This is a genomic window from Burkholderia gladioli (assembly GCF_000959725.1).
In the GTDB taxonomy this organism is placed as follows: domain Bacteria; phylum Pseudomonadota; class Gammaproteobacteria; order Burkholderiales; family Burkholderiaceae; genus Burkholderia; species Burkholderia gladioli.
This window is the reverse complement of sequence record NZ_CP009323.1, coordinates 4,230,932-4,257,563: the sequence shown is the minus strand read 5'-3', so window position 1 is coordinate 4,257,563 and position 26,632 is coordinate 4,230,932. Positions and strand designations below refer to the sequence as shown.

General features: G+C 66.4%; 26 protein-coding genes and 1 pseudogene. 22 read left to right on the top strand and 5 right to left on the bottom strand.

Annotation, left to right across the window (positions count from 1 at the left end):
• Nucleotides 1–42 precede the first annotated feature (42 nt).
• Together BM43_RS35655 and BM43_RS35650 are read left to right on the top strand one after the other, a co-directional pair.
• Nucleotides 43–675: a 2'-5' RNA ligase family protein gene (locus BM43_RS35655; protein ID WP_036051057.1), complete on the top strand. Its 633-nt coding sequence runs from the start codon at nucleotides 43–45 to the stop codon at nucleotides 673–675.
• 30 nt (nucleotides 676–705) lie between these two features.
• Entirely contained in the window at nucleotides 706–1,593 is an 888-nt protein-coding gene (locus tag BM43_RS35650) for a LysR family transcriptional regulator (RefSeq protein WP_036051059.1), read from the top strand.
• Nucleotides 1,594–1,783: 190 nt separating this feature from the next.
• Here BM43_RS35650 and BM43_RS35645 read toward each other — a convergent pair whose 3' ends face one another.
• The gene (locus BM43_RS35645) at nucleotides 1,784–2,845 is read right to left on the bottom strand and encodes an aldo/keto reductase (protein ID WP_013698426.1); all 1,062 of its coding nucleotides are present in this window, start codon (nucleotides 2,843–2,845) and stop codon (nucleotides 1,784–1,786) included.
• Between BM43_RS35645 and BM43_RS42535 the strand changes: the two genes are divergently transcribed.
• The 8 genes and pseudogenes from BM43_RS42535 to BM43_RS35625 all read left to right on the top strand — a co-directional run bounded on the left by BM43_RS42535 (nucleotide 2,844) and on the right by BM43_RS35625 (nucleotide 11,342).
• Nucleotides 2,844–2,969, top strand: coding sequence for a hypothetical protein (locus tag BM43_RS42535; RefSeq protein ID WP_255222446.1), 126 nt, complete (start codon nucleotides 2,844–2,846; stop codon nucleotides 2,967–2,969). The two genes, BM43_RS35645 and BM43_RS42535, sit on opposite strands and share 2 nt — an antisense overlap.
• A gap of 140 nt (nucleotides 2,970–3,109) precedes the next feature.
• A pseudogene (locus BM43_RS42780) lies at nucleotides 3,110–3,985 on the top strand (filamentous hemagglutinin N-terminal domain-containing protein); the annotation flags it as partial.
• Between the two features lie 737 nt (nucleotides 3,986–4,722).
• Nucleotides 4,723–7,605 (top strand): DUF637 domain-containing protein, encoded by a 2,883-nt coding sequence (locus BM43_RS42775; RefSeq protein WP_080741931.1) that lies wholly within the window; start codon nucleotides 4,723–4,725, stop codon nucleotides 7,603–7,605.
• Nucleotides 7,606–7,796: 191 nt separating this feature from the next.
• Nucleotides 7,797–8,036 carry a hypothetical protein gene (locus tag BM43_RS41090; protein WP_144417728.1) on the top strand — a complete coding sequence of 80 codons (240 nt, stop codon included), beginning with the start codon at nucleotides 7,797–7,799 and terminating at the stop codon, nucleotides 8,034–8,036.
• A gap of 575 nt (nucleotides 8,037–8,611) precedes the next feature.
• Nucleotides 8,612–9,124 carry a hypothetical protein gene (locus tag BM43_RS41085; RefSeq protein WP_144417727.1) on the top strand — a complete coding sequence of 171 codons (513 nt, stop codon included), beginning with the start codon at nucleotides 8,612–8,614 and terminating at the stop codon, nucleotides 9,122–9,124.
• Between the two features lie 130 nt (nucleotides 9,125–9,254).
• Nucleotides 9,255–10,244, top strand: coding sequence for a DUF6862 domain-containing protein (locus BM43_RS41080; RefSeq protein WP_144417726.1), 990 nt, complete (start codon nucleotides 9,255–9,257; stop codon nucleotides 10,242–10,244).
• Nucleotides 10,241–10,600, top strand: coding sequence for a hypothetical protein (locus BM43_RS35630; protein ID WP_036051062.1), 360 nt, complete (start codon nucleotides 10,241–10,243; stop codon nucleotides 10,598–10,600). The genes BM43_RS41080 and BM43_RS35630 overlap by 4 nt, the downstream gene beginning before the upstream one ends.
• A gap of 199 nt (nucleotides 10,601–10,799) precedes the next feature.
• Entirely contained in the window at nucleotides 10,800–11,342 is a 543-nt protein-coding gene (locus BM43_RS35625) for a hypothetical protein (protein WP_036051065.1), read from the top strand.
• A gap of 42 nt (nucleotides 11,343–11,384) precedes the next feature.
• Here BM43_RS35625 and BM43_RS35620 read toward each other — a convergent pair whose 3' ends face one another.
• A complete protein-coding gene (locus BM43_RS35620; RefSeq protein WP_036051067.1) occupies nucleotides 11,385–12,272 on the bottom strand; it encodes an AraC family transcriptional regulator in 888 nt (295 codons plus the stop codon).
• A 323-nt stretch (nucleotides 12,273–12,595) separates the two neighbouring features.
• Here BM43_RS35620 and BM43_RS35615 point away from each other — a divergent pair, with 323 nt between their 5' ends.
• From BM43_RS35615 to BM43_RS35575, 9 genes are all read left to right on the top strand, one after another.
• The gene (locus BM43_RS35615) at nucleotides 12,596–13,492 is read left to right on the top strand and encodes a PhzF family phenazine biosynthesis protein (RefSeq protein WP_036051070.1); all 897 of its coding nucleotides are present in this window, start codon (nucleotides 12,596–12,598) and stop codon (nucleotides 13,490–13,492) included.
• 103 nt (nucleotides 13,493–13,595) lie between these two features.
• Entirely contained in the window at nucleotides 13,596–14,348 is a 753-nt protein-coding gene (locus BM43_RS35610) for a transporter substrate-binding domain-containing protein (protein WP_025096672.1), read from the top strand.
• Nucleotides 14,345–15,001, top strand: a complete 657-nt coding sequence (gene glnP, locus BM43_RS35605) for a glutamine ABC transporter permease GlnP (RefSeq protein WP_036051073.1) — start codon at nucleotides 14,345–14,347, stop codon at nucleotides 14,999–15,001. Before BM43_RS35610 ends, glnP begins: the two co-directional genes overlap by 4 nt.
• Nucleotides 14,998–15,726: a glutamine ABC transporter ATP-binding protein GlnQ gene (gene glnQ / locus BM43_RS35600; RefSeq protein ID WP_036051076.1), complete on the top strand. Its 729-nt coding sequence runs from the start codon at nucleotides 14,998–15,000 to the stop codon at nucleotides 15,724–15,726. The genes glnP and glnQ overlap by 4 nt, the downstream gene beginning before the upstream one ends.
• A gap of 18 nt (nucleotides 15,727–15,744) precedes the next feature.
• Nucleotides 15,745–16,929, top strand: a complete 1,185-nt coding sequence (locus BM43_RS35595) for a serine hydrolase domain-containing protein (RefSeq protein WP_036051079.1) — start codon at nucleotides 15,745–15,747, stop codon at nucleotides 16,927–16,929.
• A 169-nt stretch (nucleotides 16,930–17,098) separates the two neighbouring features.
• A complete protein-coding gene (locus tag BM43_RS35590; RefSeq protein ID WP_036051082.1) occupies nucleotides 17,099–18,463 on the top strand; it encodes an MFS transporter in 1,365 nt (454 codons plus the stop codon).
• Nucleotides 18,464–18,536: 73 nt separating this feature from the next.
• On the top strand, nucleotides 18,537–19,520 hold the full coding sequence (locus BM43_RS35585; RefSeq protein WP_025096677.1) for a LysR family transcriptional regulator: 984 nt from the start codon (nucleotides 18,537–18,539) through the stop codon (nucleotides 19,518–19,520).
• Complete coding sequence (locus tag BM43_RS35580) at nucleotides 19,513–20,925, top strand: aspartate ammonia-lyase (protein ID WP_036051085.1); 1,413 nt, start codon at nucleotides 19,513–19,515, stop codon at nucleotides 20,923–20,925. Before BM43_RS35585 ends, BM43_RS35580 begins: the two co-directional genes overlap by 8 nt.
• A gap of 39 nt (nucleotides 20,926–20,964) precedes the next feature.
• Nucleotides 20,965–21,468: a prolyl-tRNA synthetase associated domain-containing protein gene (locus BM43_RS35575; protein ID WP_036051087.1), complete on the top strand. Its 504-nt coding sequence runs from the start codon at nucleotides 20,965–20,967 to the stop codon at nucleotides 21,466–21,468.
• Between the two features lie 97 nt (nucleotides 21,469–21,565).
• On the opposite strand, the gene BM43_RS35570 is transcribed toward BM43_RS35575, so the two are convergent.
• A complete protein-coding gene (locus BM43_RS35570) occupies nucleotides 21,566–22,141 on the bottom strand; it encodes a TetR/AcrR family transcriptional regulator (RefSeq protein WP_164466875.1) in 576 nt (191 codons plus the stop codon).
• A gap of 142 nt (nucleotides 22,142–22,283) precedes the next feature.
• Between BM43_RS35570 and BM43_RS35565 the strand changes: the two genes are divergently transcribed.
• On the top strand, nucleotides 22,284–22,979 hold the full coding sequence (locus BM43_RS35565) for a glutathione S-transferase (protein WP_036051091.1): 696 nt from the start codon (nucleotides 22,284–22,286) through the stop codon (nucleotides 22,977–22,979).
• A gap of 27 nt (nucleotides 22,980–23,006) precedes the next feature.
• Here BM43_RS35565 and BM43_RS35560 read toward each other — a convergent pair whose 3' ends face one another.
• A complete protein-coding gene (locus BM43_RS35560; protein ID WP_036051093.1) occupies nucleotides 23,007–23,810 on the bottom strand; it encodes a YkgJ family cysteine cluster protein in 804 nt (267 codons plus the stop codon).
• Between the two features lie 104 nt (nucleotides 23,811–23,914).
• Complete coding sequence (locus BM43_RS35555) at nucleotides 23,915–25,009, bottom strand: alkene reductase (RefSeq protein WP_036051097.1); 1,095 nt, start codon at nucleotides 25,007–25,009, stop codon at nucleotides 23,915–23,917.
• A gap of 101 nt (nucleotides 25,010–25,110) precedes the next feature.
• On the opposite strand from BM43_RS35555, the gene BM43_RS35550 reads away from it, so the two are divergent.
• Both BM43_RS35550 and BM43_RS35545 read left to right on the top strand, forming a co-directional pair.
• On the top strand, nucleotides 25,111–26,004 hold the full coding sequence (locus BM43_RS35550) for a LysR family transcriptional regulator (protein WP_036051100.1): 894 nt from the start codon (nucleotides 25,111–25,113) through the stop codon (nucleotides 26,002–26,004).
• Between the two features lie 27 nt (nucleotides 26,005–26,031).
• Complete coding sequence (locus tag BM43_RS35545) at nucleotides 26,032–26,556, top strand: GNAT family N-acetyltransferase (protein WP_036051102.1); 525 nt, start codon at nucleotides 26,032–26,034, stop codon at nucleotides 26,554–26,556.
• Nucleotides 26,557–26,632 lie beyond the last annotated feature (76 nt).

Here is a 26,632-nt window from a genome sequence, read left to right as displayed (position 1 = left end):
AATGAGGGAAATACGTCTCTTGCGCCGTTTGGAGGTGGCCCGATGCGAAGCGCCGAAACCGATACGCCCCAACTGGCCCTGCCGGGATTCGACACCGAACCATGGATTCCGAAACATCGCCTGTTCTTTGCCGTGATGCCCGATCCCGGCACGGCCGAGCGCATCGCGCACCGCGGCAGCCGGCTGGCGGCCGAGGCGGGCATCGGCGGCAAGCCGCATGAGGCGGCGCGCCTGCACGTCACGCTGCAGCTCGTGGGCGATTACATGCATGTCCCGGAGGTCGAGCTTGCCCGCGCGTGCATCGCGGCGGCCAGTGTCGAGATGCCGGCCTTCGAACTGGGCTTCGATCAGGTCCTCAGCTTCAAGGGGCGGCCCGAGCACTGGCCGCTGGTGTTGATGCCGGGTGCCGGCCTGGAGGCCTTGACCGAGCTTCAGCGCCGGCTCGCGGGCGCGCTCAGGGGAACGGGCCTGCGGATGTCGATGCGGCGCTTTACCCCCCATCTCACCTTGATGTATGGCACCGGCAGGCTCGATCGACGCGCCATCGAGCCGATCGCCTGGACCGTGGGTGAATTCCTGCTGATCCACAGCTGGCTCGGCCAGCATCGCTACGATGTCCTTCGGCGCTGGCAACTGGCGGGCGAGCCGCCGTGGCGTGCCGGAACTCAAACATAATAGGCATCCCCATTCGCCAACGAATCCGACATGGACTGGAACGACCTGCGATATTTCCTCTCGGTGGCCCGCAGCGGCAGCCTCACCCAGGCGGCGGGCGAGCTGAAGGCCAGCCAGTCCACCGTCAGCCGCCGGATCGGCGAGCTGGAGGCCAGCCTGGGCATGAGCCTGTTCGCGAGAAGCCAGACCGGTTATGTCCTGACCGACGAAGGCCGCGAAGTGCTCAGGCATGCCGAACAGGTCGAGGACAGCATCCTGGCCCTGGAGCGCGGCGTGGCAGGCATCGAGAAATCGCCGGTCGGCACGGTTCGGCTGGCGACCTCGGAGAACCTCGCCACCGATCTCGTGATCCCGGCCATGCCGGCCTTTCGCGAGCGATTTCCGGGGATCTGCCTGGAGATCATCACCAGCACCGTCACGGCGGAGCTGGGCCGCCGCGAGGCCGATATCGCGCTGCGCGTGGTGCGGCCGACGCGGGGCAACCTGAAGGTCAGGCGGATCGGCCACATGCGGTACTCGGTCTATGGCAGCAGGGACTATCTCGCGCGACATCCGGCGGTGGATGGCGAGCCCCTGGGCGGCCGGCACTTCATCGCCTGGGACGACAGCCACGCGCATTTGCCGGCCGCCGCCTGGCTCGCACGAGAGCATCCAGAGGCGAAGGTCGCGCTGGTGACGAGCAGTCTGCCCACCCAGATCGCTGCCGTGCGGGCCGGCCTCGGCCTGGCGGTGATCCCCGACTTCCTCGCCGTCGACGAGGCTTTCGTGCAGGTCGTGCCCGCCGAACAGATGTTCAGCAACGAGCTGTGGCTGGTGACGCACGCGGACCTGGTCGCCTCGGCGCGCGTGCGCGCGGTAGCCGACTTCCTCGCTGATCAGGTCGTGAGGACGAGCCCCGAACTTGCCGGCGACGCTTGATCGACGCGTCGATCCATCAGCGCGGCCATCGCGAGGCGGGACTGGCGCGACAGTCGCGGGCTGTCCTGGCGGGATGCCGATTCGGAAAAACTCGAGGGTGTCATGGCCTGAAGTGAATGCGGGTGGAGCTGCCTGCGCGAAGCGGGCCGGACGCGCTCGACGTCCGGCCCTGGCGCGATCGGCTCGTGGTTCAGCGGGTGGCGACGGTCTTGTCGGCCCACAGATCGACCGGGCCGAGGCGATCCGCGCCCTGGGTCGCCAGCATCCAGCCCGGATACTCCGGCGGCAGTTCGCTGACGGCGTCCAGCTGGCGGATTTCCTCCTCGCTCAGCACGATGTCGATGGCCGCGAGGTTGTCCCGCAACTGGTCCAGGCGCCGGGCGCCCACCAGCACCGAGGTCACCACCGGCTTCGACAGCAGCCAGGCCAGCGCGATGCGCGCGGGGCTGCAGGCATGGGCCTCGGCGATCGGCCGCATCGCGTCGATCACGTTCCAGGCGCGCGCCTTGTCGACGATGGGGAAGTCGAAGCCGGAGCGGCGCGAGCCCTCGCTGGCTTGCTGCTCCCGGCTGAACTTGCCCGACAGCAGGCCGCCCGCCAGCGGGCTCCAGACCAGCAGCCCCATCTTCTCCGCCTCCAGCAGCGGCACCAGTTCGCGCTCCAGGTCGCGGCCGGCGATCGAGTAATAGGCCTGCAGGGTATTGAAGCGCGCCAGATCGAGCCGCGCCGAGATGCCGAGCGCGGTCGCGATGCGCCAGGCCTGCCAGTTCGATACGCCGATATAACGCACCTTGCCCTGGCGGACCAGGTCGTCCAGCGCGCGCAGCGTCTCCTCGGTCGGCGTCAGCGCGTCGGTCGCGTGGATCTGGTACAGGTCGATATGGTCGGTCTTCAGCCGCGCAAGACTCGCCTCGACCGCATCCATGATGTGGCCGCGCGACGCGCCGACGTCGTTGCGGCCCTGGCCCATGCGGCTGGCCACCTTGGTCGCCAGCACGTAGTCGTGGCGCGCGATGCCGAGGTTGCGGAACGACTGGCCGAGCGTGCGCTCGCTCTCGCCGTCGGAATACACGTCGGCCGTGTCGAAGAAGTTGATGCCGGCCTCGAGGCTTTCCCTGACCAGCGCGTCGGCGCCGGCCTGGTCCAGTTCGCCGATGTGCTGGTAGACGCCGGTGCCGCTGCTGAAGGTCATGGTGCCGAGACAGAGCTGCGAAACCAGCAGGCCGGTGTTGCCGAGGGTCTTGTATTTCATGGCGGGCTCCTTTGCCTTGGGGGATGACGGCTATTCTGGTTTTTTCCTCGGCGAAAAAGAACGGCTGAAAGTCGAAGGTGATTTTCTGTTTTTGGAAAACCAGGGCATTGGATTGGCAATATGAAAAAAATATGTCGACGACCCTAAAGTCCCCTTTCAGGCTGCCGATAAGTTCCTTCAACCGCGTCGGGCCGAGCAGAGCCCGCGATACCAACAAGCAGCGGCGAGAGTCCGCTCGACAAGAAGCGGCGAGACCAACAAAGAATGGCAAACCGAGAGTCGACCGGATACGCGGGCGGGGGCCTGCGCGTATCGCGGAATTCATTATTCGCGGCCTTGGCGATGACACCGCTCGTCGCCGCGGCCGCCGGCATCGTGCCCGACGGCGGCACCGCCACGTCCGTGTCGATCGGCGCGGGCGGCCGGCAGGTCGTCGGCCTGGCGCCCGCCGTGGCGGGCGTATCGCACAACACCTACAGCAGCTTCAACGTCTCGGCGGCGGGCGCCTCGCTCGACAACGTCGGGATCAACGCGCGCACCATCGTCAACCAGGTGACGGGCACCGATCGCAGCCTGATCGAAGGCAATATCGCGGTGCTCGGCAGCACGCGCGCGAACGTGATCCTGGCCAATCCCAACGGCATCACCGTCAACGGCGGCTCGTTCACGAACACCGGCCACGTGGTCCTGTCGACCGGCCGCGTCTCGTTCGACGACATCACGCTCGCGCCCGGCGTGATCCGGCGCGACGTGGTGCTCGACACCGACAGCGGCACGATCGTGGTCGGTCCCAACGGCCTGACCAGCGCCCTGATCTCGCTGGACCTGATCGCCAGGAACCTGCGCGTCGAGGGGCCGGTGAACAACACCTTCAGCTCGAGCACGGCCGGCCTGCGCGTGCTGGCCGGCAACAGCCGCGTGCAGCTCAATACCGGCATTTCACCGACCGACAATGCCAATGAATGGCTGACGCGCTTCGGCTCGGACGCGCCGGCCACCGCGCAGTCGTTCGCGGTCGACATCACGGCCGCCGGCAGCCTGACGAGCGGGCGCGTGCAGTTGATCGTCACCGATCGCGGCCCCGGCGTGCGCAGCGCGGGCGCGCTCAATGCCTCGCTCGGCGATTTCACGCTGTCCTCGGCAACCTGAGCCTGATTGGCGGCAATCTCGTCAACGCCGGCCTGCTCTACGCGGGGCGCGACGTGCAGATCGGCGCGCAGAGCTTCTCGAACCAGGGCGGCAACCAGCAGAACTTCTCGGGGCAGGTCGGTTGCGCCTCGGGCGTGCCGAACTCGGCTTGCGGCAACGCGGGCCAGCCGCGCGGCAACAATCCGGTCACCGGCAGCTTCAGCTACAACCAGAGCGACGCGACCATCTACGCCGGCCACGACCTGGTGGTGGCGGCTGGCAACATCGACAACACCTACGGCAACCTGCTGGCCGGGCACGACATCGCGCTCGGCGGAGTCGGCACGACGGCAGGTTCGACGACGCCGGCGCAAAGCCTCAACAACACCTCGGGCAACATCGTCGCCGGCAACGACATCAAGCTGAACGTGTCGGGCGCGATCACCAACAACCTGCCGCCGCCGGTTCCGGTCCACGAGAACTACGGCAAGCAGGAGCAGTACGCCGGCTGCATGACGGCGGGCGGCTACAAGGAGAGCTATTGCGAGGCCTATGTCGATCAGCAGTCGGGCAGCTCGTCGGTCATCAGCGCGGGCAACAAGCTCGACATCAATGCCGGCTCGCTGACCAATATCGGCAGCCTGATCGCGGCCGGCAACGCGGCCTCGATCGTCGTGTCGGGGCCGGTCGTCAACGAGGCGCAGACGCTCAATGTCTACTGGCACTCGCACTGGGTCCAGGAAACGGGCATGTTCAGCAAGGACAAGCGCCACGATATCTGGGCCTGCGGCACGCCCGAGCAGTGCCAGGCGCTGTATGGCAGCGCTTATACGAGCACCGGCGGGCAGATCGATCCGCCGACGCCGGTCGGCAACATCGCTGCGACCATCCAGGCGCCCAACCTGTCGATCGTCTCGAATGGGCAGATCCAGAACGTCGGCAACGTGATCGGCACCTCGGTGTCGCTGAGCGGGCAGAAGCTGATCAACGGCATTACGCAACCGAACGTGTACACGCCGTCGGTGAGCGCGCCGCAACGCGTGATCACGCTGAGCCCGTCCACGCTGCCGGGGCTGAACCTGTCGATTCCGCGCACGGTCGGCACCGGCACCTTGCCGACGCCGGTGCCCGGCAAGGCCGTTTATGTCGACGATTCGCTCGGCAGCTCGGCGATCGGTTCGCTCGGTGCGCAGGACCTGCTCGACAACCTGCCGGCGAGCCTGAAATCCGGGCCGGCGGTGTTCTACTACAACCCGCGGGAGGAGAACCTGCTGCAGCAGCAGGCGGCCCTGCAGCAGACCGGCAAGGCCAGCTTCGTCGACGGGCTCAGCTACGACAGCACCAGCGGCGTGTCGGTGGTCGAGCAGGAGAAGGCCTACCTGTACCAGAACGCGATCGACTACGCGAAGCAGAACGACCTGCAGCTCGGGCAGGCGCTGACGCAGTCGCAGGTCGACCAGTTGGATCGGCCGATGCTGTGGTACGTCGAGCAAACCTTTCCCGACCCCGCCTGCACGGCGACGGGAACGGGCCAATGCCCGACGATCACGGCGCTGATGCCTCAGGTTTACCTGCCGAAGGATGTCGGCGCGATGTCGGCGGGCGGCAATATCGTCGGCAAGGACGTGACGCTGAGCTTCAACCAGGACGGCCACGGCAGTGTGCTGAACACCGGCAGCATCACCGCCTCGGGCACGCTCTCCGTCGATACGCAGACGCTGACGAACCAGGCCAACCAGGTCAACGTCGGCGAGATCTGGCAAAAGGTGGACGGCGGTTATGTGAAGACCACCGGCACGACGGTGCAGCCGGGCGGCTTCATGAGCGCCGCCAACATGGATCTGAACGTCGAGGCGCTGAACCAGATCGGCGGCGCGCTGAAGCAGCTCAATCCGGACGGCACGGTGGATGCGGCGGGCACGCAGGCGCTGCTGGCTTCGTTGCAGCAGCAACTGGGCGGCAACTTCACGCAGCAGACGCTGACCGATCAGCTGCATACCGACTTCGTGAAGGAAGGCGGAGCGTTCGGGATGGACCAGCTCGGCATGCTGGTGATGGCCGTGGTGGCTTCGATCGTGACGTATGGCGCGGCTTCGACGGCGATCGGATCCCTCGCCACGACGGGCAGCACGTTCGCGGCGGCTGGCTCCGCGAGCGCCGGCCTGGGCAATGTGGTGTTGTCTTCGGCTATCGCCGGGATTGCGTCGAGTGCTGCCGGGCAACTGGTCGGCACCGGCAAGCTGAACCTGGGTAGTGCGTTCGAGGCCGGGGCCATTGCGGCGATCACGGCCGGGTTGATGAACGGCATCACGTATAGCGCCGAGAGTGGACTCGGTTTCACGACGCAACCTGTTACCGCCGGTGCGGGAACTCAGACGCTCGCCAATCTGGCTGGCGTGAAGCCGGTGGTCGGTACGGTCACCAACCAGGCGACCACGGCGGTGACGGTCGACCTGGGCACGCGCGGGCTGGCAATGCTGACTGGCGGGGTGATCGATGCGGGCGTGGGGACGGCGATTCGGGGCGGCAGTTTCCTCGATGCGCTGAAGGGCTCGCTGGTGAGCGAGGTGTCGGCCGCGGGCGCGAATGCGATCGGGGATGCGAGTGTCTCGGGATCGCTGGTCGAGGCGGGGACGCCTGGGTATTGGCTCGCGCATGCTGCCTTGGGGTGTGCGAGTTCGGCGGCGATGGGGACGGGGTGCGCGGGTGGGGCCATTGGCGGGGCCGTGTCGGCTGGGTTGAACCCGATCATTGATGCGAACGGCAACATCCCGCCGGCGGTCTTGACGGCGATTGAAACGCTGGTGAGCGGCAGCGTCGCCGGCTCTCTCGGGTTCAATGTACAGGGCGCGGTGACGGCGGCTCAGAATGAGACACTGAATAACTGGCTGAACCACGTTACGGTCTTACCGGGCCAGCAATCGCAGGCGCAGCAACTTCAGTCCGCCATGGCCGCATGCGATAGCGGAAATTCCTCCGCGTGCACCACCGTCGCGACGTTGATGCAGACGTCGAGCGCGAATGACCAGACGCTGGCCACGGCGTGTGAGTCGCCCGGCTCGCTGGCATGTGCATACCAGGAGTCACGCGCCTATCTGGCAGACAACAACATTTCCGTTGCCAATGGAGTTACGGTTGCAACTGATGCGCAGCAGCCGGCATATACAGCGCCGAGCCAGGCAGCGGCAACCTTGGACAATATGCTGGGCAGCCCGCTTGCGGGAATCTTTGGCGGATTGATGTACGCTGCTGGCGCTTCGCCGACGGACGCCTACTACGCGTCAGTGATCGGTCAAGCAACTGAGGGGATTGCCGCAGGGGCGGCGGGATTTACAATGCCTTCGGCACCAACAAACGGCTCGTCGGCGTCTACTTCCCGGGCCACAAACAACGCGCCTCTCGGCCTCGGTTCGACCGGACGCGCCGTCCCGAACAACCTGCAGGAGCAGTTGGCTCTTCAACAGGCGATGTCGAACCCGGCGGCTGGAGTACAGTCGCCTATCCCATTGGGCGACTCTCGGTGGCCGGCCGCCGACGGGTGGGTGAAAATGCCGCAAAACGTGAATGGTGTGGAAATACACTACGTCCGGAATGTCAACTCCGGTGCAGTTGACGATTTCAAATTCAAGTGACAGCTATGCGGATTCTTTGTCAATCGAATACGGGTGCCAGTCTTCCGGAGAACGCACGGTGTCGCGGTGAAACGGATAGAACTGAATTTGCCCCGCTCAAGGTTGGCGACGAGTACATCGTCTACGGGCTGATGTTCTTATTCAGCCGGGTTGACTTTCTAGTGTGTCCGGGAGGCGCAGGTCCTTACTGTATGCCAAGCAATCTATTTTCGGTCACGGATTCAGCCCTTCCTGCATGGCGGATATGTTTAACGGAACAAGTTCGCGACTATCAGGGGTTGCTGGCGGCGTTCGGCATTACAGCGCTTATTGGCTATGACGCCTTGGTTAGTGACTATCAGCATTACGTCGGAATTCTCGAGCGAGATCCTGTTCAGCTTCAAAGATTCATTGCCGCGAAGCAATCGATAGACCAATGGCAGAACGCTTGAGGCGGGGATGATCTGCGATAGGTCCGGCGACATGGCGGTGTTGCGACAAACACGACGGCTGTTTAAACGGCAGCTTGGACTGCCCAGGGAATACTAGACGCCGCTGGTGGTTTGGGGCGGGCGCTACGGCGTTGGGTAGTGCGGTGAAAATGTTGTTTCCAGGAGCGATTGGGAATTTCTTGAATCAGGCAATTCAAGGTGCAGCAGGGCCAGTACAGACCGCGGTGACCCAGGGAGGGAGCGGGAAATGACAATTTCCTCTAATGATCAGTCGAAAGCACTAAAAAAATTGATTTGGCGGGCTTTGATAGCCTATTCGTGAGCCTTAGGCATTGTGGCTCTTGCAGTGGTGATTTCAATCGCGCATGGTTCTGGATGGAAGCCTGCGCTGGCTGGAATGCCGCTATATGTAACTATATTTGGCGGTATTGCCTATCAATTGATAAAGGAGTTGAGGGGAATTAAGCGAGAGGGGGCGCGCGACGCGGGGTGATTGCTTGGTTTTGGTTGCTGAATTTAAATAATCAGGCGCGGCGCAGGTGTCGAACATGGTGGCTAGGTGCGGGGAACGAACTGTGATAAAAATACTCTTTGCGATGGTCGTTTTTTTATTGAGTGCATGTGCCTCACAAGAAACAGCAAATCTTACGTCGGCCAAACAATGGGAAAAATATGGGCTTTCTGTTGATCAAGATGCCCAAGCCCGAAAGGATGTATTCGTAGGGCTATGGTACGACCGCCAAAATGCACGTGACGGCACTCAGTCGATGTCGCTGATGAATGTCATGCGCGACGGAACATATTCCGAATCTTGGAGAAATCGTTTGAAGGATGGTCGAATAACGGTTTCGGAGGAGAGGGGCAGATTGGGTGTTTCTGGCAACATCTTCTTTACCATTGTCATCGCAAGGTCTGAGGGTGATGGTGAATTGATCGAAGTGGATCAGCGGGACGCGTATTTTTACGATGCATATATTATTGACTATGCAAATGAAAGTGAAAATTCTATTCGTCATATTTTGACTGGTGACGAATTTGTTTCTCGTCGCGTGAATGATAAGTTTACGTTTCCCCCGTTTTCGATGTAGGTAGCATGCGGCGCTCGGTTGTGCTGCGGGTGCTGCTACGGGCCAAGGATGCGGCGGTGGGGCGATTGATGGGGCGGTCTCGGCTGGACTGAACCCGATCATCGATGCGAACGGCAATATCCCGCCTGCGATGCTGGCCGGTATCGAGACACTCGTCGGTGGTGGAGCTGCCGCAGCGCTCGGATTCAATGCGCAGGGCGCAGCGACAGCCGCGCAGAACGAAACGCTGAACAACTGGCTCAATCACGTCACGGTCTTACCGGGTCAAAAGTCCGAGGCTCAGCAGGCCACGGAAGCACGGGCGGGATGCGAGAGCGGGAACGCTGCCGCTTGCGCGTCGGCGGCCACGTTGATGCAGAAATCAAGTTTGCGTGACCAAGCGCTTGCCACGGCGTGCCAATCACCCGGTTCGGTGGCCTGCGCTTACCAGAAGTCCCTGGCTTATCTGACGGGCAACACCATTCAATCAGAGGGAGGGACGACGGTTGCCGTCGAAACACCGCAACCTACATTTACAGCTCCGAGCCCGGCGGCAGCGACACTCGACAATATGTTGGGGAGCCCGCTTGCGGGAATCCTCGGCGGACTAATGTATGCGAGCGGGGCTTCGCCGGTTGATGCGTACTACGCATCCGTCATTGGGCAAGCAGCAGAGGGGATTGCGGCAGGGGCTGCGGGACTTAAAATGCCCTCCGCACCGACGAATGGTTCGCTGGCGTCTACTTCTCGGGCCACGAATACGCCATCTGCTTTGCAGCAGGTGACCGACTTGTTCTCGTCGAACGCTCGGGGCAGCATTCAGATTGACGGATCAACGTTCAAAACGTTGCCGAATGCAGGGAATGCCGCAATGTTTGCGGGCGCGAGCGATGCACAAGTTCAACAATATTTCTTGGAGCTTTCGGGTGCATCGTTTTTACCGAATCCGGTGCCTTTAATTATTCGCGGGGTTGAAGGCGTACGCGACACGGTCGGAACGCCATCGGGGAATTTCACTCAGCGGAGTGTATCCCCTTCGCAATCACAGACCGGACCGGCATGGACGATTGAAGTCCCGAGTGAGGCCATTGGAATGTCTTCCAACAAGGAAATCAAGTTTTTGAGAGGAACATCGCAATGAAGATTGACCATATCGAGGATATTCTTCGCTGCTCGTTTGGGCTCTGGATCTCGGGGCTCTTTAGTGCCATAAGTGGCTGGAATTCTGGTATTACCTTCCAGGAGCAAAGAGAGGCATTCTTCGGCTTGCTTGAGCAGTTGCTGAACGAAGGGAAAATTAAGTTTTGTCCGCCGAATGAGTTTTGGTGTGAGGGATACGATGTGTGGGATGCTGATGCAGATACGATTTTGGAGTATCTAAGGTCTCGATGGCCGATTGGCGCGAGTTCAGAGAAGGATGTTTCGCTTACCAATTACTTCTACGACATGCCCGCCATCTTGTGGGTTGCGCCAGATGGAACGCTCCATGGCTCCTGATTTGTAGAAGTTTGTTGCCACGAACACGAAATTACGAACGGGCCCCCAATCCCAGCCAAACCAAGCAACGCTACGCCGCGCGTCCCTCAAGCCCGCCATCGCGCCGCCGATAACCCAGACGTAGCGCCCCGCTGAACACACAGCATCTCCAGCCGGCCAGCCCCCGCTCGCCAAGGCAACCCCAACCCGCGATCCCACCATGTCCATCGCCCCCGTTTCCAGCTCGACATCGTCCTATTCCAGCGCCTACGACACGAGCGCGACCGACCCGAACCCGCTCGATCCCAACAACCTCGACCCGAACGATCCCGCCAACCAGGATCCGACCGACACGAGCAACCAGGCCAAGGCCGCGCCGAACACGGCGCCCGAGATCGCCGACCTGCGCAAGGTCCAGCAGCAGTTGGCGAAGCAATTGAAGGAAGCGGAGAAGGGCGCCGGTTCGAATCCCGCCAGCCAGGCGCTGATCGTCAACCTGACCACGCAGATCACGGCGATCGAATCCACCATCGACAACATCCAGGGCCTGGGCGGGATGGTGGCGCAAAAGAAGCTGGCGGCCAGCTCGAAGGCGGAGGCGAACTCGACGCGCGCCCTGCAACAGCAGATCACGCAGCAGAGCCTGCGCGGCAACGACGCGTCGAAAAGCACGCAGATCACGGCCGCAGCCGTCACCGACGCGAGCAAGAGCAATGCCGTCCGGCTGGACATGAAGGGAACCGTCCTCAACACGGTGGCGTGAAGCGCCAGCCTCGCAGACCCATCGACAGATCCCCGTCAGCGATCAGGCGGCCTTCACATCCAGGCCGCCCGATCCACTCCTGCGACGCAGTTCCGAAGGCGCATGCCCGCCGATGCGCCGCATCGCATGCGCCAGCGCCGCGCCGCTGCCGAAGCCCACGCGAAACGCCACCTCACCGATCGGCAAGTCCGTTTCCGCCAGCAACTGGCAGGCATTCCGGTAGCGCACGCGCTGCTGGAATTCGCCGATCGACAGCCCCGTGCCCTCCCGGAACAGCCGCGTGATATGACGCCGCGAAATGCCGAAACGCGCCTCCAGCGCATCGAGCGGAATCTCCTGGTCGGCATTCGAGGTGATGAACGCCTCCAGGTCGGCGACCAGCGCCATGCCGTGCTCGCCGGGCGAGGTGGCGGGCTCGGTATTGCCCGCGATTACCTCGCTGATGCATTGCATCAGCAGGGCCGAGGCCAGGGCCTGGCGCGTCGCCGCGCTGCCATAGGCGCCCGTCTCGCCGCGCAGCGAAAGATCCTGCAGGCTGCGGATCGCCGCCGAGCGGCGCACCAGCAACGGAGCACTCGTGCGTCGACGGAATTCGCCGAGCGAACCCACGCCGCTGTCGAGCTTGCGCAACGCGTCCGCGGTGACATAGACGGCCACATGCGTATGCGGCGCGCAGCCGGCGCGCGTCTGGTGGAATTGTCCCGACGGCACCACGGCGAAGCGGTCCTGCGACAGCCAGATTCCCGCGCGACGATCCTCGTGGCGGATCTCGACGGCGCCGTGGCTGGGCAGGATGAACATCAGGCAGTCGTGCCAGTGCCAGGGCATGGCGTAGCTGCCGCTGCTGGTCAGCGTGGCGGAGCCGTCGTCGGCGGCGACCAGCTGGTTCTTGTTGGCCGGCTGGCACAGTTGATGAAACGAGCGCAGCATGGCGCGGCTCCCATCCGATCGGTGAACAGTGACGCCCCGGCTTTGGGCGGCGCGATCCGGCGTGCGCCTGCCCGTCCATGAACGGCTCCCGGGCAGCATAGCAATTCAAAATATCCCCAGGACATCGCGTCCAACCCGGATTCGCCCGGCCAGCCCCGGGGAAATATCCGGGTTCACCCGCATGTCCGGGCGCGCGCGGCACCGCCGCCGGCATGGCCCGTTCGATCAAAAACCAGGGCCCGCTCGCGCGCGCGGCGCGGCAGCGATCCTCGTAAGCTGAGTGGAACGAAACGCGTCCTTCAGCCTGCGAGGTCCCCAGCGCAATGCCCTCAGCTCATCGAGTCGAAATCCTCAGCGTGTTCGCCGCCGGCCCCGGCGGCGGCAATCCCGCTCCCATCGTGATCGACGCGGCCGGCATGTCCGACGCGCAGATGCAGGAGGTCGCGCAGCGTCATGGGCACGAGAGCGGCTTCGTGCTGCCGGCGCCGCCCGGATCCGATTGCGACTACGAATTCCGTTTCTGGGTGCCCAGGCACGAGATGTCGATGTGCGGCCACGCCACGGTCGGCGCGGTCTGGCTGCTGCACCAGGCCGGGCGGCTGCGGGGCGATCGCCTGAACATCCTGACCCGCAGCGGCCGCGTGCAGGCCAGGATCACCGGGCAGTCGGCCGAAGGCGCCGCCGTCGAGATCTCGCAGCCGCTGGGGCGCGTCGAGCCGCTGCCGCAGGCGCGGGAGAGCCGCGCGGCGATCCTCGAGGTGCTCGGCATCGACGAGACGCAAATGGCGCCGCTGCCGATCCAGAACGCCAGCACCAGCCGCGTCAAGACCCTGATCCCGCTGGCCAGCCCCGCGGTGCTAGATGCCCTCGCGCCGCGCTTCGACCGAGTCGAGGCGCTCTGCGATCGCATCGGCTCCACGGGCCTCTATCCCTACGCGAGCCTCGATGCCGGCCGGCAGATCTTCGATGCGCGGCAGTTCCCGCGCAGCTCGGGTTATCCGGAGGACGCCGCCACCGGCATCGCGGCCGCCGCGCTGTCGTTCGGCCTGCTGGCCAACGGCCTGGTCGAGCCCTCGGCGCGAACCATCACGATCCGCCAGGGGCGCGCCATGCGGCGGCCCTCGCAGATCTCGGTCAGCTTCAGCCTGGCGCCGGGCATCGAGCCGGGCTGTCCCGACGGCTGCTGGCTGGGCGGCCCGGTCCGCTTCGAGTCGCAGTGACGCTCCGAGCGGCCCCGTGGCGCCTGGCGCCAAGCCTTTACACCAAGCCGGCCGCCTCGCGAAGAGACAGGCCCGGCATGCACAACCCCTCGTGGAGAGCACCATGAACCGCCGTCAATTGCTGCAACTCGGCCTCGCGGCCGGTCCCGCCATCCTGCTGTCCCGTTCGGTGCTGGCCGACGAGCCCGAGCTCGTGATCGGCTCCAACGTGGGCAGCCCGCCGTTCGCGTTCAAGCAGGGCAACGGCTATTCGGGCTTCGACGTCGAGGTCTGGGCCGAGGTGGCCAAGGGCATGAACCGCAAGTGGCGCCTGCAGCCGATGGAGTTCGGCGCGCTGATCCCGGCGCTGCAGACGCACAACCTCGATGCGATCGTCTCCCAGCTCTTCATCAAGCCGGAGCGCCAGCAGGTGATCGACTTCTCCACGCCCTACTACAAGAGCGGCCTGATCGCGGTCACGCGGGCCGACAACACCAGCATCCACGACACGGCCGATCTCGACGGCAAGCGCATCGGCACCGAAACCGGCACCGTCGCGGTGGCGTATATCAAGGAACACCTCAAGGGCGTCACGCTCGACCAGCTGCCCAGCATCAACAACGCGCTGCTGGCGCTCGAGGCCGGCCGCACCGACGCGGTCGTCTACGACAAGCCGCAGTTGCTCTACTACGCGAACACCGCCGGCAAGGGCAGGATCCGCGTGGTGCAGCCGCCGCTGGAAGGGCTCGATGTCGGCATCGGTTTCCAGAAGGGCAGCCCACTGGTGGCGGCGGCCAATGCTCAGCTGGCCGCCATGCGCGCCGACGGGCGGCTGCAGGCGCTCAACCGCAAATGGTTCGGCGAGGCGGCGTCATGAGTTTCGACTGGGCGGCCGTCTGGGCCGCATTGCCCGACTTGCTGCAAGGCCTGCGCCTGACCTTGCTGATCGCGCTGGCGGGGCTGGGCGGCGGCGTCGTGCTCGGCGTGCTGGCCGGCGTCGCGCTGACCTACGGCGGGCGCGTCGTCTCGATCCCGGCGCAGGTCTATGTCGCGCTGATTCGCGGCACGCCGATCGTGGTGCAGGTGATGTTCGTCTACTTCGCCCTGCCGATCATGATGGACATCCGCATCAGCGCCACCCATGCCGCCATCATCACGCTGATCGTCAATTCGGGCGCCTACAACGCGGAGATCATCCGCGGCGCGCTCGACGCGGTGCCCATCGGCCTGCGCGAGGCGGGGCTGGCGATGGGGCTGCCGTTTCCCACCGTGCTGGCCCACGTGATCGCGCCGATCGCCTACCGGCGCGCGCTGCCGGCGATGGGCAACCAGTTCGTCAACCTGGTCAAGGACACCTCGATCTTCCTCGTCATCGGCGTGGGCGAGATGACCCGGCGCGGCCAGGAAATCATGGCCGAGAATTTCCGCGCGGTGGAGATCTGGAGCGCGGTGGCCGTCATCTATCTGCTCGTGATCAGCGTGCTGGCGCTGGGCCTGCGAGTGCTCGAACGGAAGGTGCGCCTGAAATGAGCATGATCGAATTCCGCCAGGCGTCGAAGCGCTTCGGCGACCATGTGGTGCTGCAGCCGCTCGACCTGTCGATCGAGCGCGGCGAGGTGGCAGTGATCGTCGGCCCCTCGGGCTCCGGCAAGTCGACCATGCTGCGCTGTATCAACGGCCTGGAGACGCTGAGCGCCGGCGACCTGCGCGTGGACGGCATCAGCGTGCTGGGCAGCGCGCGCGACGTCAGGCGCATCCGGCTCGAGGCCGGCATGGTGTTCCAGCAGTTCAACCTGTTCCCGAACCTGACGGCGATGCAGAACGTGATGTTCGGGCCGATCCGCGCGCGCGGCAAATCGAAGGCGCAGGCGCGCGAGATCGCCGCCGCGCTGCTTCGCAAGGTGGGCCTGGCCGAGCGCATGAACCACTATCCCTCGCAGTTGTCCGGCGGCCAGCAGCAGCGCGTGGCGATCGCGCGCGCGCTGGCGATCCAGCCCAAGCTGATGCTGTTCGACGAGCCGACCTCCGCGCTCGATCCCGAGCTGCGCCAGGAAGTGCTCAAGGTGATGCAGACGCTCGCCGGCGAGGGCATGACCATGATCGTGGTCACGCACGAGATGGGCTTCGCCCAGCGGGTGGGCACGCGTTTGCTGTTCATGGAAGGCGGGCGCCTGGTGCACGACGGCGATCCGGCCGCGATGCTCGCGTCGCCGCCGGGCGAGCGGTTTCGCGAGTTCCTCCAGCATGTTCATTGATCGGGAGCCCTGAGCAAGATGATCCCTGCACGCTTCGAAAGCGACTATGGATTCCGGCGCGACAGCGTCCGGCACGAGAACTGGCGCGACGCGCCCTGGAACGTCTGGGCGTTTCGCCATGTCCACGAGCTGATCCCGAGCGCGCGCATCGCGGCCACGCCGGGCCTGGCGGAACCGCCTCTGGTCGATGCCGAAGCCTTGACGCGGCACGAGCTGGAGATCGGCGGCGAGCGGCGCATGGTGGCCTCGATCCTGCGCGAGACCTGGACCGACGCGATCACGGTGATGCGGGGCGGGCGCATCGTCGCCGATTTCCACGCGCCGAACTTCACGCTGCAGAGCCGCCATATCCTGTTCTCGGCGAGCAAGTCGGTGGCGGGGCTGCTGGCCGGCATGCTCTACGGCGACGGCCTGCTCGATCCCGAGGCGCCGGTCGCGCACTACGTGCCGGAACTGGGGCGTTCGGCGTTCGGCGACGCGCGCGTCAGGCACGTGCTCGACATGCGCACCAGCCTCGCCTTCAACGAGGACTATCTCGATCCGAACGGCATCTACGCGCGCTACCGGCGCGCCGGGCTGCTCGATCCGCGTCGCGACGGCGAGCCGAGGGAAACCGTGCTCGAGCTGCTGGCCGCCTTGCCCAAGGGCGAGGGCGAGCACGGCGGCCCGTTCCATTACTGCTCGCCCAATTCCGACGTGCTGGGCCTGGTGATCGAGCGCGCCTCGGGCGAGCGCTACGCGGATTTCGCCTCGCGACGTCTCTGGCAGGCGCTGGACTTGCGGCAGGACGGCTGCGTGACCGTGGACATCGCCGGCACGGCGCGCTCGGGCGGCGGCCTCTGCATGGGCGTGCGCGACCTGGCGCGGGTCGGCGAGCTGGTGCGCCTGGGCGGCAGCCATCAAGGGCGCAGCCTGATCCCCGCCGACTGGATGGAGGACACGCTGACGGGCGGCAGCGCCGAGGCCTGGCGGCAAGGCGATTTCTCGGACTGGCTGCCGAACGGCAAGTACCGCAACAAGTGGTATCAGTTCGGCAATGCCAGCGGCGCCTGTTTCGCGATCGGCATCCATGGCCAGTGGCTGTATGTCGACCGGGCCAACGAGACGGTGATCGCCAAGTTCTCCTCGCAGCCCTGGCCGACCAACAACGACGTCAAGCACCTCAACCTCGCCTTGTTCGAGGCGCTCGCGTCGATGCGTTGAAGCCGGGCAGGCTGATACGGGCGCCAGGTTCAGCCATCGCGGCACAATCCATTAGCTTTCCTGATACTCCCGTCCTTCATGCTGATTTCCTGAATCTGCCCGCCTACACTGATCTCCATGGCGCGAACATCCACGCGCGGACAATCGAAAAGATCAGAGGAGACAGACGGTGAGCACGAAGGTATTGCTGGAAGACCTGCCGCTACGGCCCTTCCACCTGGGCGTGGCCCTGAGCGGCACGGGAGGGCAGTTCAGCGACGGTTTCGTGCTGGGCATCATCGGCATCGCCGTGAGCATGGCCGCCGGCGCGCTGCACCTGGACGCGGTGTGGATGGGCCTGCTCGGCGCGGCCTCGCTGGCGGGGCTGTTCCTCGGCAGCCTGCTGGCGGGCCCGCTGGCCGATCGCTCAGGACGCCGCATCATCTTCGCCTTCGACATGCTGCTGTTCGCGGCGCTGTCCGCCGCCCAGTATTTCGTCACCTCGCCCTCGCAACTGCTGGTGCTGCGCCTGCTGCTGGGCCTGATCCTCGGCGCCGACTACGTCGTCAGCAAGTCGCTCGTCACCGAATACGCGCCGCGTCGTTATCGCGGCCGGCTGCTCAGCATCCTCGCGGCGGCCTGGGCGGCCGGTTATGTGGGCGCCTATCTGGCCGGCTTCGCGCTGCGCGATATCGGCCCGGATGCCTGGCGCATCATGCTTGCCGCCAGCGGCGTGCCGGCGCTGCTGATCCTGCCGTTCCGCCTGACGGTGCCGGAATCGCCGATGTGGCTGATGAAGCGCGGACGCGGCGAGGAGGCGCTGGCCATCGTGCGCCGCAAGTTCGGCCCCGACGTCACGCTGGCCGCGCCGTCCCCATCCCTGGTTGCGCGCCGCGCCGGTGCCTGGGCCGAGCTGTTCTCCCCGCGCTGGCGTCGCAACACCTGGGTGGGCTGCGTGTTCTACACGGCCCAGGTGATCCCGTATTTCGCGCTGGGCACCTTCGCGCCCAAGGTGCTCCAGGCGCTGCAGGTCAAGGACAGCTTCGTGGGCGGCCTGGTCTACAACGTGCTGCTGCTGGCCGGCGCGGTCGTCGGGCTGCTGCTGGTCGACCGCGTCTCGCGCCGGGCCTTCCTGATCGGCACCTTCTACCTGGCGGCGCTGGGTCTTGCCGTGCTCGCCTATGCCGGATTCGGGCCGGTCGGCACCATGCTGGCCTTCGGGCTGTTCGCCTGCGTGCTGTCGGCGGCGGCCAACCTGGAATTCGTCTATCCGCCCGAGCTGTTCCCGACCCACCTGCGTGCCTCGGGCGTCGGCCTGGCGGTCGCCTCGAGCCGCTTCGGCTCGGCCATCAGCACCTTCCTGCTGCCGCTGGCGGTGCAGCGGGTGGGCGTCCACGCGACGCTGGGCGTGTGCGTGGCGGTGCTGCTGGCGGGCGGCGTGTTCTGCCATGCGTTCGCGCCGGAAACCGGCGGCGAGAAGCTTGCCGACATGGAAGCGCCCGATGGCGACGAGCCGGCTGCCTACGCCGGCCCGGTCGGCGACCGGCGCGCCTGAGCCGGCAGGCACGCATGGACGCATCGCGGCGGCTGGCGGAAGATGGGCGCGATCAAGTTTTCCCGAGGTCCTGATGCCATCGAACAAACCCATCGACATGCACGCCGTCCAGGTCTTCGTCGCGGTCGCGGAAGCGGGAAGCATGTCGGCCGCGGCCGCCCGGCTCGGCATTTCCCAGTCGGGCGTGTCCCAGATCGTCCGGCAGCTCGAGGAGGAACTGGGCGTGGTGCTGGTCAACCGCAGCACGCGGCCGCTGGCGCTGACGCCGTTCGGCATCGCGCTGCGCAACCGTGGCGCGGTGCTCGGCGAGGAAATCGCCAACCTGAAGGCGCAGGTGGTGGAAGCCGGCCGCGGCATCAAGCCGGACCTGCGGATCGGCCTGGTCGATTCGTTCGCGGCCACCTGCGGCTCGGTATTCACCAAGCGCCTGCTGGGCAAGGTCTCGCAGTTGTCGATCCGCACCGGCCTGAGCCCGCAGCAGGGCGAGGCGCTGCTGCGGCGCGACCTGGACCTGATCGTCACCAGCGATGCGCTGATGGACGCGAACGACGTGGTGCGCTATCGGCTGCTCTCGGAGCGCTACTTCGTGATCACGCCGCGCGAGCATCGCCAGGCGGTGCGCCACCTCGACGAGCTGCGCGCGCTGGCGAACGCGCTGCCGATCGTGCGTTTCAACCGCGGCTCGCAGGTGGGCATGCAGATCGAGCGCTATCTGCGGCGCATCGAGCTGCGCATGCCGAACCGGCTGGAGCTGGACAACGCCGACGCGCTGGCCTCGATGGTGGCCGAGGGCATCGGCTGGGCGATCACCTCGCCGATGTGCCTGCTGCAGGGCGCGGCCCACGCCGGCCGGCTGAAGGTGCACGCGGTCGAGGGCATGGGGCTGGAACGCTCGCTCTACCTGGTCGCGCGGCGCGACGAGTACCGGGCCTTCTTCGAGGATGCCTGCGAGACCGCGCGCGAGGTGATCGAAACGTCTTTCCTGCCGAGGCTGAAGGCGCTCGGCAAAAACATGGACCAATGGATTGTGATGGGTGATAGGAACTCCTATGAATGAGCATCAACAGGACGGCGCGCGCGTCGAACGCGACTACGTCGGCGAGGTATCGATCCCGGGCGACCGCCTCTATGGCGTCAACACGGTACGCGGCGTGGAGAACCTGACGGTCTCGCCGCTCGACATCGCCCATTACCCGGCCTTTCGCAGCGCCTTCGCGCAGTGCAAGTGGGCGGCGGCGCTGGCCAATCGCGACAACGGCGTGCTCGACGCGGCGCGTTGCGAGGCGATCGTCGAGGCTTGCCGGGAGGTGATCGCGGGACGTCTCGATGCCTCGCTGGTGGTCGACCTGATGGAGGGCTCGGGCGGCACCTCGACCAACATGAACTTCAACGAGGTGATCGCCAATCGCGCGCAGCAGCACCTGGGGCATGCGCCGGGCGCCTACGAGGTGGTGCATCCGAACGATCACGTCAATCGCTCGCAATCGACCAACGACGTCTACCCGGGCGCGCTGAAGATGGCCACGTACGCGATGATGGGGCCGCTGATCGAGGCGGCGCGGGCGCTGGCCGCGCTGTTCGAGGCCAAGGCCGCGGCCTTCGCGGACATCCTCCATCTCGGTCGCACCTGCCTGCAGGATGCGCAGCCGATGCGGCTCGGCCAGTTGTTCGGCGGTTATGCTTCGCTCACGCAGCGGCTGGCCGACGAACTGGCCGCCGTGCGCGACAAGCTGCGGACCCTGCCGCTCGGCGGCACGGCGATCGGCACCGGCTTCGGCGCGCCGGCCGGCTATCGCGAGGCGCTCTACCGGCACCTGGGCGAGATCACGGGCGTGGCCTACCTGCCGCCCGCGAACTCGTTCGACGCGATGCAGAACATGGACGTGTTCTCGCGCGTCTCCGCCGAACTGCGCACCTGCGCCGTGTCGCTCGGCAAGATCGCCTCGGACCTGACGGTGCTGTCCTCGGGGCCGGTGGGCGGCATCGGCGAACTCAGGCTGCCGGAAGCGCAGGCCGGTTCCTCGATCATGCCGGGCAAGGTCAACCCGGTGCTGCCGATGGCGATGATCCAGCTCGGTTTCGCGATTACCGGCAACGACGTCGCCGTCGCCCAGGCGGTGCAATACGGCGAGTTGGAAATCAACCATTTCGAGCCGCTGGTGGCCTCGCGCGTGTTCGACAGCATCGCCATGCTCGACCAGGGCATCCGGCGCTTCGCCAGCCGCTGCGTGGCCGGCATCGAGGCCGATGCCGAGCGCAACGAGCGGCACCTGATGGATTCGATGGCGGTGGCCACGGCGCTGGTGCCGACGCTCGGTTATGCTCGCGTCAGCAAGCTGGCGCGGCAGTCGGTGGCGCAGGGGCGGCCGCTGCTGGCGATCCTCGACGAATCGGGGCTGCTCGCGCCCGAGGCGGCCAAGGCCGCGATCCTCGCGGCGTCGCGCCCGGTGTTCGAGGCCTGAGCGCGCGCCGTCAACGAATCGAGCAAGGTAAGCGAGGCGATGAAAGGAAAAGACGAGGTATTGGCGCTGCTGGCGCGGGCGGGCATTGCGTTCGACTGCGAGCATCACGAGCCGGTGTTCAACATGATGGAATCCGACACGCTGGTGCTGTCGCTGCAGGGCGCGCGCTGCAAGAACCTGGTGCTGAAGGACAAGGGCGGCCGGTTCTTCCTGGTGATGACCACCGGCGGCAAGTCGCTCGATCTCGCCGAGGCGGCCGTCGCGCTCGGCAGCAAGCGCCTGTCCTTCGCCTCGGCCGAGAACCTGCAGGCGCTGCTCGGCGTGGTGCCGGGCTCGGTCAGCCCGCTGGCGCTGGTCAACGATCCCGCCGGGCAGGTGAGTCTCGTGATCGACGCGGAACTGGCCGGCGAGGCCGTGTTCCTGCTGCATCCGCTCGACAACTCGGCGACGGTGGCGCTGTCGCGGGAGAATCTCGAAGCCTTCCTGCGCTCGATCGATCACGCGCCGGCCTGGCTCGCGCTGAAGGCGAGGGCAGCGGCCTGAGCGCCGCCGGCGCGGATGGCGGTTTCCTTCGCGGCGAGGCACGTCGCGCCGGCGGGCCTCCCGGCTGGCCCGATGCGGCGCGCGCCGCTTCCTTCCTCTATTTCGGCAACAGCCCGGCGGCGCGATATCCCTCCACCAGGGTGTCGTAGACCGCGACATCGCCACGGCTGCGCGCGATCAACTGCGCCCCGGCGATCGCCGCGAAGATCGCGCGCGCGCGTGCCGCGTTGTCGGCCGGCTTGGTCAATTTGGCCGCCTTCAGCATGCGCTCCAGCCAGGCCACGTTCACGTCGGCGAAGGTCCGCACCTCGACCAGTACCGGCTCCGGCAGGTCCTCGCTTTCCGCCGCCATGAAGCTGCACAGGCAGATCCGGTTGCCGGTCACCAGCGCCTTGCGGAACATCTCCGGATAACGCCGCAGCGCCTCGGCCGGGCTGCCGGCCTCGTCGAGCAGCGCGTCCAGCCCGACGGCCGTGTCTTCCCAATACCGGCGCGCCACCGCCGCGCCCAGCTCGGCCTTGTTCGCGAAGTGGTGATAGAGGCTGGCCGCCTTGATGCCGACCTGGTCGGCCAGATCGCGCAGGTTCAGGCCGCCGTAGCCGTGCGCCTGCGCGATCAGCGTGGCGGCTTCCAGGATCCGCTCCTTCGAATTCGTACCCGCTTCCTTTGCCACTGCGCCTGCCCCCACAAAAATTCGTTGACGGGCTCGATTGTACGCCTTACCGTAAACCTAACAACCGTTAGATAGCGTAATGGCCTGCCACCCCGGACGAGCGTCGATCCCGGCGGCGGCACCCAACCTGGAGAGGCAAGACATGCATTCCGACATCGTCGATTTCGATCCCGAAACGATTCCCCTCATGACGATCCACGATTTCCCGACCGGGCCCTACCCGACGCGCGTGCGCATCGCCCTGGCCGAGAAGGGGCTGCAGTCGCGCGCGCGCTTCGAGACGGTCGATCTGTACAAGGGCGAGCACAAGCGGCCCGGCTTCATCGCGGACAAGAACTACTCGGGCACGCTGCCGGTGCTCGAACTTGAGGACGGCACCTGCATCGCCGAATGCACGGCCATCACCGAGTATCTCGATGCGCTGGACGGCGCGCCGATCCTGACCGGCAGGACGCCTCGCGAGAAGGGGCTGATCCACATGATGAACAAGCGCGCCGAGATCGAGCTGCTCGATACGATCAGCGTCTATTTCCACCATGGCACGCCGGGCCTGGGGCCCGAGGTCGAGCTGTACCAGAATGCCGAATGGGGTTTTCGCCAGCGCGACAAGGGCCTGCGGGCCATGCGTTACTTCGACGAACTGCTGCGGCGGCAGCCCTTCGTCGCCGGCGATGCCTTCTCGATGGCCGACATCACCGTGATCGGCGGCCTGGTGTTCGCGGCGATCGTGAAGCTGCCGGTGCCGCGCGAGTACGAGGCCCTGCATGCCTGGTACGCGAGGATGCGCGAACGGCCGAGCGTGAAACGGCAGCCGGGGATCGTCGCGCATGCCGGCTGAGGCCGGGCTGTCTCAGGCCCGCATGCCTCAGGTCGGTGCGGCATCGCCCTCGAAGAAGCCGAGATAGGCGAGCTCGGGCCGGCTCGCCGAGGCTGCCGCGTCGAGTTGCGCGAACGCGTCGATCGACTGCAGCGTGGCCAGCGTCGCGGCGCGATTGGTGAGCAGGGTCCAGGGCGTCGGCGAGGCCGGCTCGGCATGCTGACCCTGCTCGGCCGCCTGCTTCGCGGCTTCGAGCACCGCGGCCAGGCGCGAGCGTTCCGGCGTGTAGATCGCGAAGCCTTCGTTGGCGAGCGCCGCGATGTCGTAGCCGAGCAGGGCGCAGGCGCCGGCCTTGGCGAGCCGGTCGCGCTGGTCGGCTTCGCGCGATTGCGCGATCAACTCGGCGGTTTGCTCGTCGACCAACTGTCCCCCGGCGATCAACACGGGTTTGTCCGCCGTCCAGGCCTCGGGCGGGCAGGCCTTCGCGGCCGGATCGAGCACCAGCGCCGGATTGACCTCGGCCGGGTAGATCCGGCACACGCGCGGGCGCTGCTCGTAGGCACCGCAGGCCATGTCGGCGCGCAGATGCGGACAGGGCCCCGCGAACGACGCCACCAGCGTGACCGACACGCGCACCGGCAGCGCGCCGCAAGAGGCCGCGAACGAACGCCGCCGCCGATGCTGCGCGAGCAGGTTGTCGAGCGGCGGCTCCTCGGGCCAGGGGATCGCGTCGCAGAACAACTGGACCTCGCCGCCGCGCGCCAGCCAGGCGAGGGCTTCGTCGACGGACAGCGGCAGGCGCAGGTCGTGGCAGCAGCGGCCGCACATCGTGCAGGAGAAGTGGACGGTCATGGTAGGGACGATCGTGTGAGTGGAGGCAACCAGTCGCCAGTTCGTCGTGCGCCCCGCGCCGGTTACAGCCGGTCTCGATTTCGTTCGAGGCCGGTTGTTCGCCCTCATCCCGCCGCAGGATAGTCGAGATAACCGCTGGCGCCGCCTTGGTAGAAGCTGGCGGGGTCGGGCGTCGTCAGTGGCAGGCCGCGCTCGAGGCGCGCCACCAGGTCGGGATTGCCGATGAAGGGCCGCGCGAACGAGACCAGTTCGGCGCCGCCGTCTTCGAGCAGCCGGTTCGCGCGGGTCGCATCGAAGCCGCCATTGGCGATCAGCGTGCCGCCGAAGCGCTCGCGCACGAAGGCGAGCGTGTCCCGCATCGGCCGTGCCGGCGCCGGCAGCGGCGCAAGCTCCGGCGCGTCGAGCGCGCGCACCACCTGCAGATGCGAGAGCGGCAGGGCATCCAGGGCGCGCAACAGGTGATCGTAGGTGTCGACGGTTTGCGCATCGGGCTGGAAGCCGCCCTGGGCGGCGGTCGGCGACAGCTTCAGGCCGACGCGCCCCGGCCCCCAGACATCGATCAGGGCGGCCAGCACCTCGAGCACGATCCGCGCGCGCTTCGCGGCGCTGCCGCCATAGGCATCGTCGCGGAGATTGAGCGTGCCGTTCAGGAATTGCGGCAACAGATAGGTGGTCGCCGCATGCAGCTCGATGCCGTCGAAGCCGGCTGCGAGCGCATGAAGCGCGGCCTCGCGATAGTCGTCGATGGTTCGCCGGATGTCCTCCGGCGACATCGCCCGCGGCGTGACGGTGTCCTTGAAGCCGTCCGGCGTGAAGGCGCGCAGGCGCGGATTCACGGCCGAGGGCGCGAGCGGCGCCGCGCCCGCGAAGAAGTCGGGATGCGAGACCGCGCCCGAATGCGCGAGCTGGGCGAAGATCAGTCCGCCTTCGCGGTGCACGGCCTCGGTCACGCGACGCCAGCCGGCCGCCTGCGCGGCAGTGAACAGCCCGGGGGCGTGAACGAAGCCGATCGCCTCGTGGCTGACCCAGGTGCCCTCGGTCACGATCAGGCCGGCGCCGGCACGCTGCCGGTAGTACTCGACCTGCAGCTCGCCCGGCACATGGCCGGGATCGGTGGTGCGTCCACGCGTCATCGACGCCATCACGACACGGTTTCGCAAGGCGAGTTCGCCGAGCCGGAACGGTTCGAACAATTTCATGATGCAGGCTCCTGAAAGGGGATTCGGTGCCCGCTCAATCTAGTTTGATGCGATTCGTGGTGGTAGTCTTCCGAATCGCCTTTCAGATATGCAATTCCTGTATGAATGATCGTTTCACGGCCATGCAACTGTTCGTGCGAGTCGCGCGCGGCGGCAGCTTTTCCGAGGCGGCGCGCGAACTCGGCATCACGCAACCAACCGCTTCGCGGATCGTTGCCGCGCTGGAGAAGCAGGTCGGTGTCGCCCTGCTGACGCGCAGCACGCGCGCGCTCAGGCTGACCGAGGCGGGTGCCGACTATCTCACCCGCTGCGAAGCGATCCTCGCCGCGCTCGATGAGGCCGATCACGCCGCGCGCGGCACCGGCGAGTTGCGTGGCACGCTGCGCATCGCCGCTTCGCCGATCTTCGCGAGCCGGACCCTGATGCCCGAGTTGCCGCGTTTCGCCGATCGTCATCCGCTGCTGCGGATCGAATGCCTGGTCGACGATGCGCGCCACGATCTGATCGGCGAGGGCGTCGATGTGGCAGTGCGGATCGGTGCGCTGGCCGACAGCAATCTCGTCGCGCGCCGGGTCGGCTCGGTCGAGCGCGTGCTGGTGGCCGCGCCCGCTTACCTGGCGCGGGCCGGCATGCCGCGCGAACCGGCCGAGCTGGCCGCGCATGCGTTGATCGTGCGGCGCGCCGGACGGGCCGCCGAGGCCTGGTCGTTCCGCCGCGAGGGTGTCGCCGCCTCGGTGCGCGTCGATGAACGCTTCGTGATCGATTCGACCGAGGCGGCCACGGCCGCGGCGGTGGCCGGGCTCGGCATCCTTTCCACCGGCGATCGCAGCGTGCGTGACGAGCTCGCGGCGGGAACGCTGCAAAGGCTGTTGCCCGAGTGGGAGATGGGCTCGGTGGACATCCATGTGGTGCTGCCGGCTGGGCGGGCCGCGAAGGCTTCGGCGCGCGCCTTCGCCGAGTTCATCGCGCGGCGGATGAGAGACGCGGCGTCCTGATCACGGAAACGAGGAAACGAGACATTCATGCAGACCCCCATCCGCCACGAAACCGAATCCGACATCGCCGCCATCGAGGCCCTGATCCTGGCCGCCTTCGACAACCATCCGCATCACGCGCCGGGGCAGGGCGTGACCGAGCACCGGATCGTCGCCGCGTTGCGCGCGGCCGGGGCGCTGAGCCTGTCGCTGGTGGCCGAGCGGGACGGCGCGATGGTCGGCCATCTGGCCTTTTCGCCGATCCGCATCGAGGGCGCCGGGGCGGCGGACGGCTGGTTCGTGCTCGCGCCGGTTTCGGTGAGCCCGGCGTGCCAGCGCCAGGGCATCGGCGCGAACCTGATCGAGGCGGCGCTGCCCATGATGCGCGAGCGCGGCGCGGCCGGCGCCGTAGTGCTGGGCGACCCTGCCTACTACACGCGTTTCGGCTTCCACCACGCGCATCGCCTGTCGGTGCCGGACGTGCCGGCCGAGTATTTCATGGCGCAATCCTTCCAGGGCGAGGCCGCGGCGATCCCGGCCGGCGTGGTGCATTTTCATCCGGCCTTCGATTGACGGAACGCGGCGATGCGACGTCCAGGTTGACTATTCAAATTTGGCCGGTTGAGATGACGAACCGGATCGCGGCCTC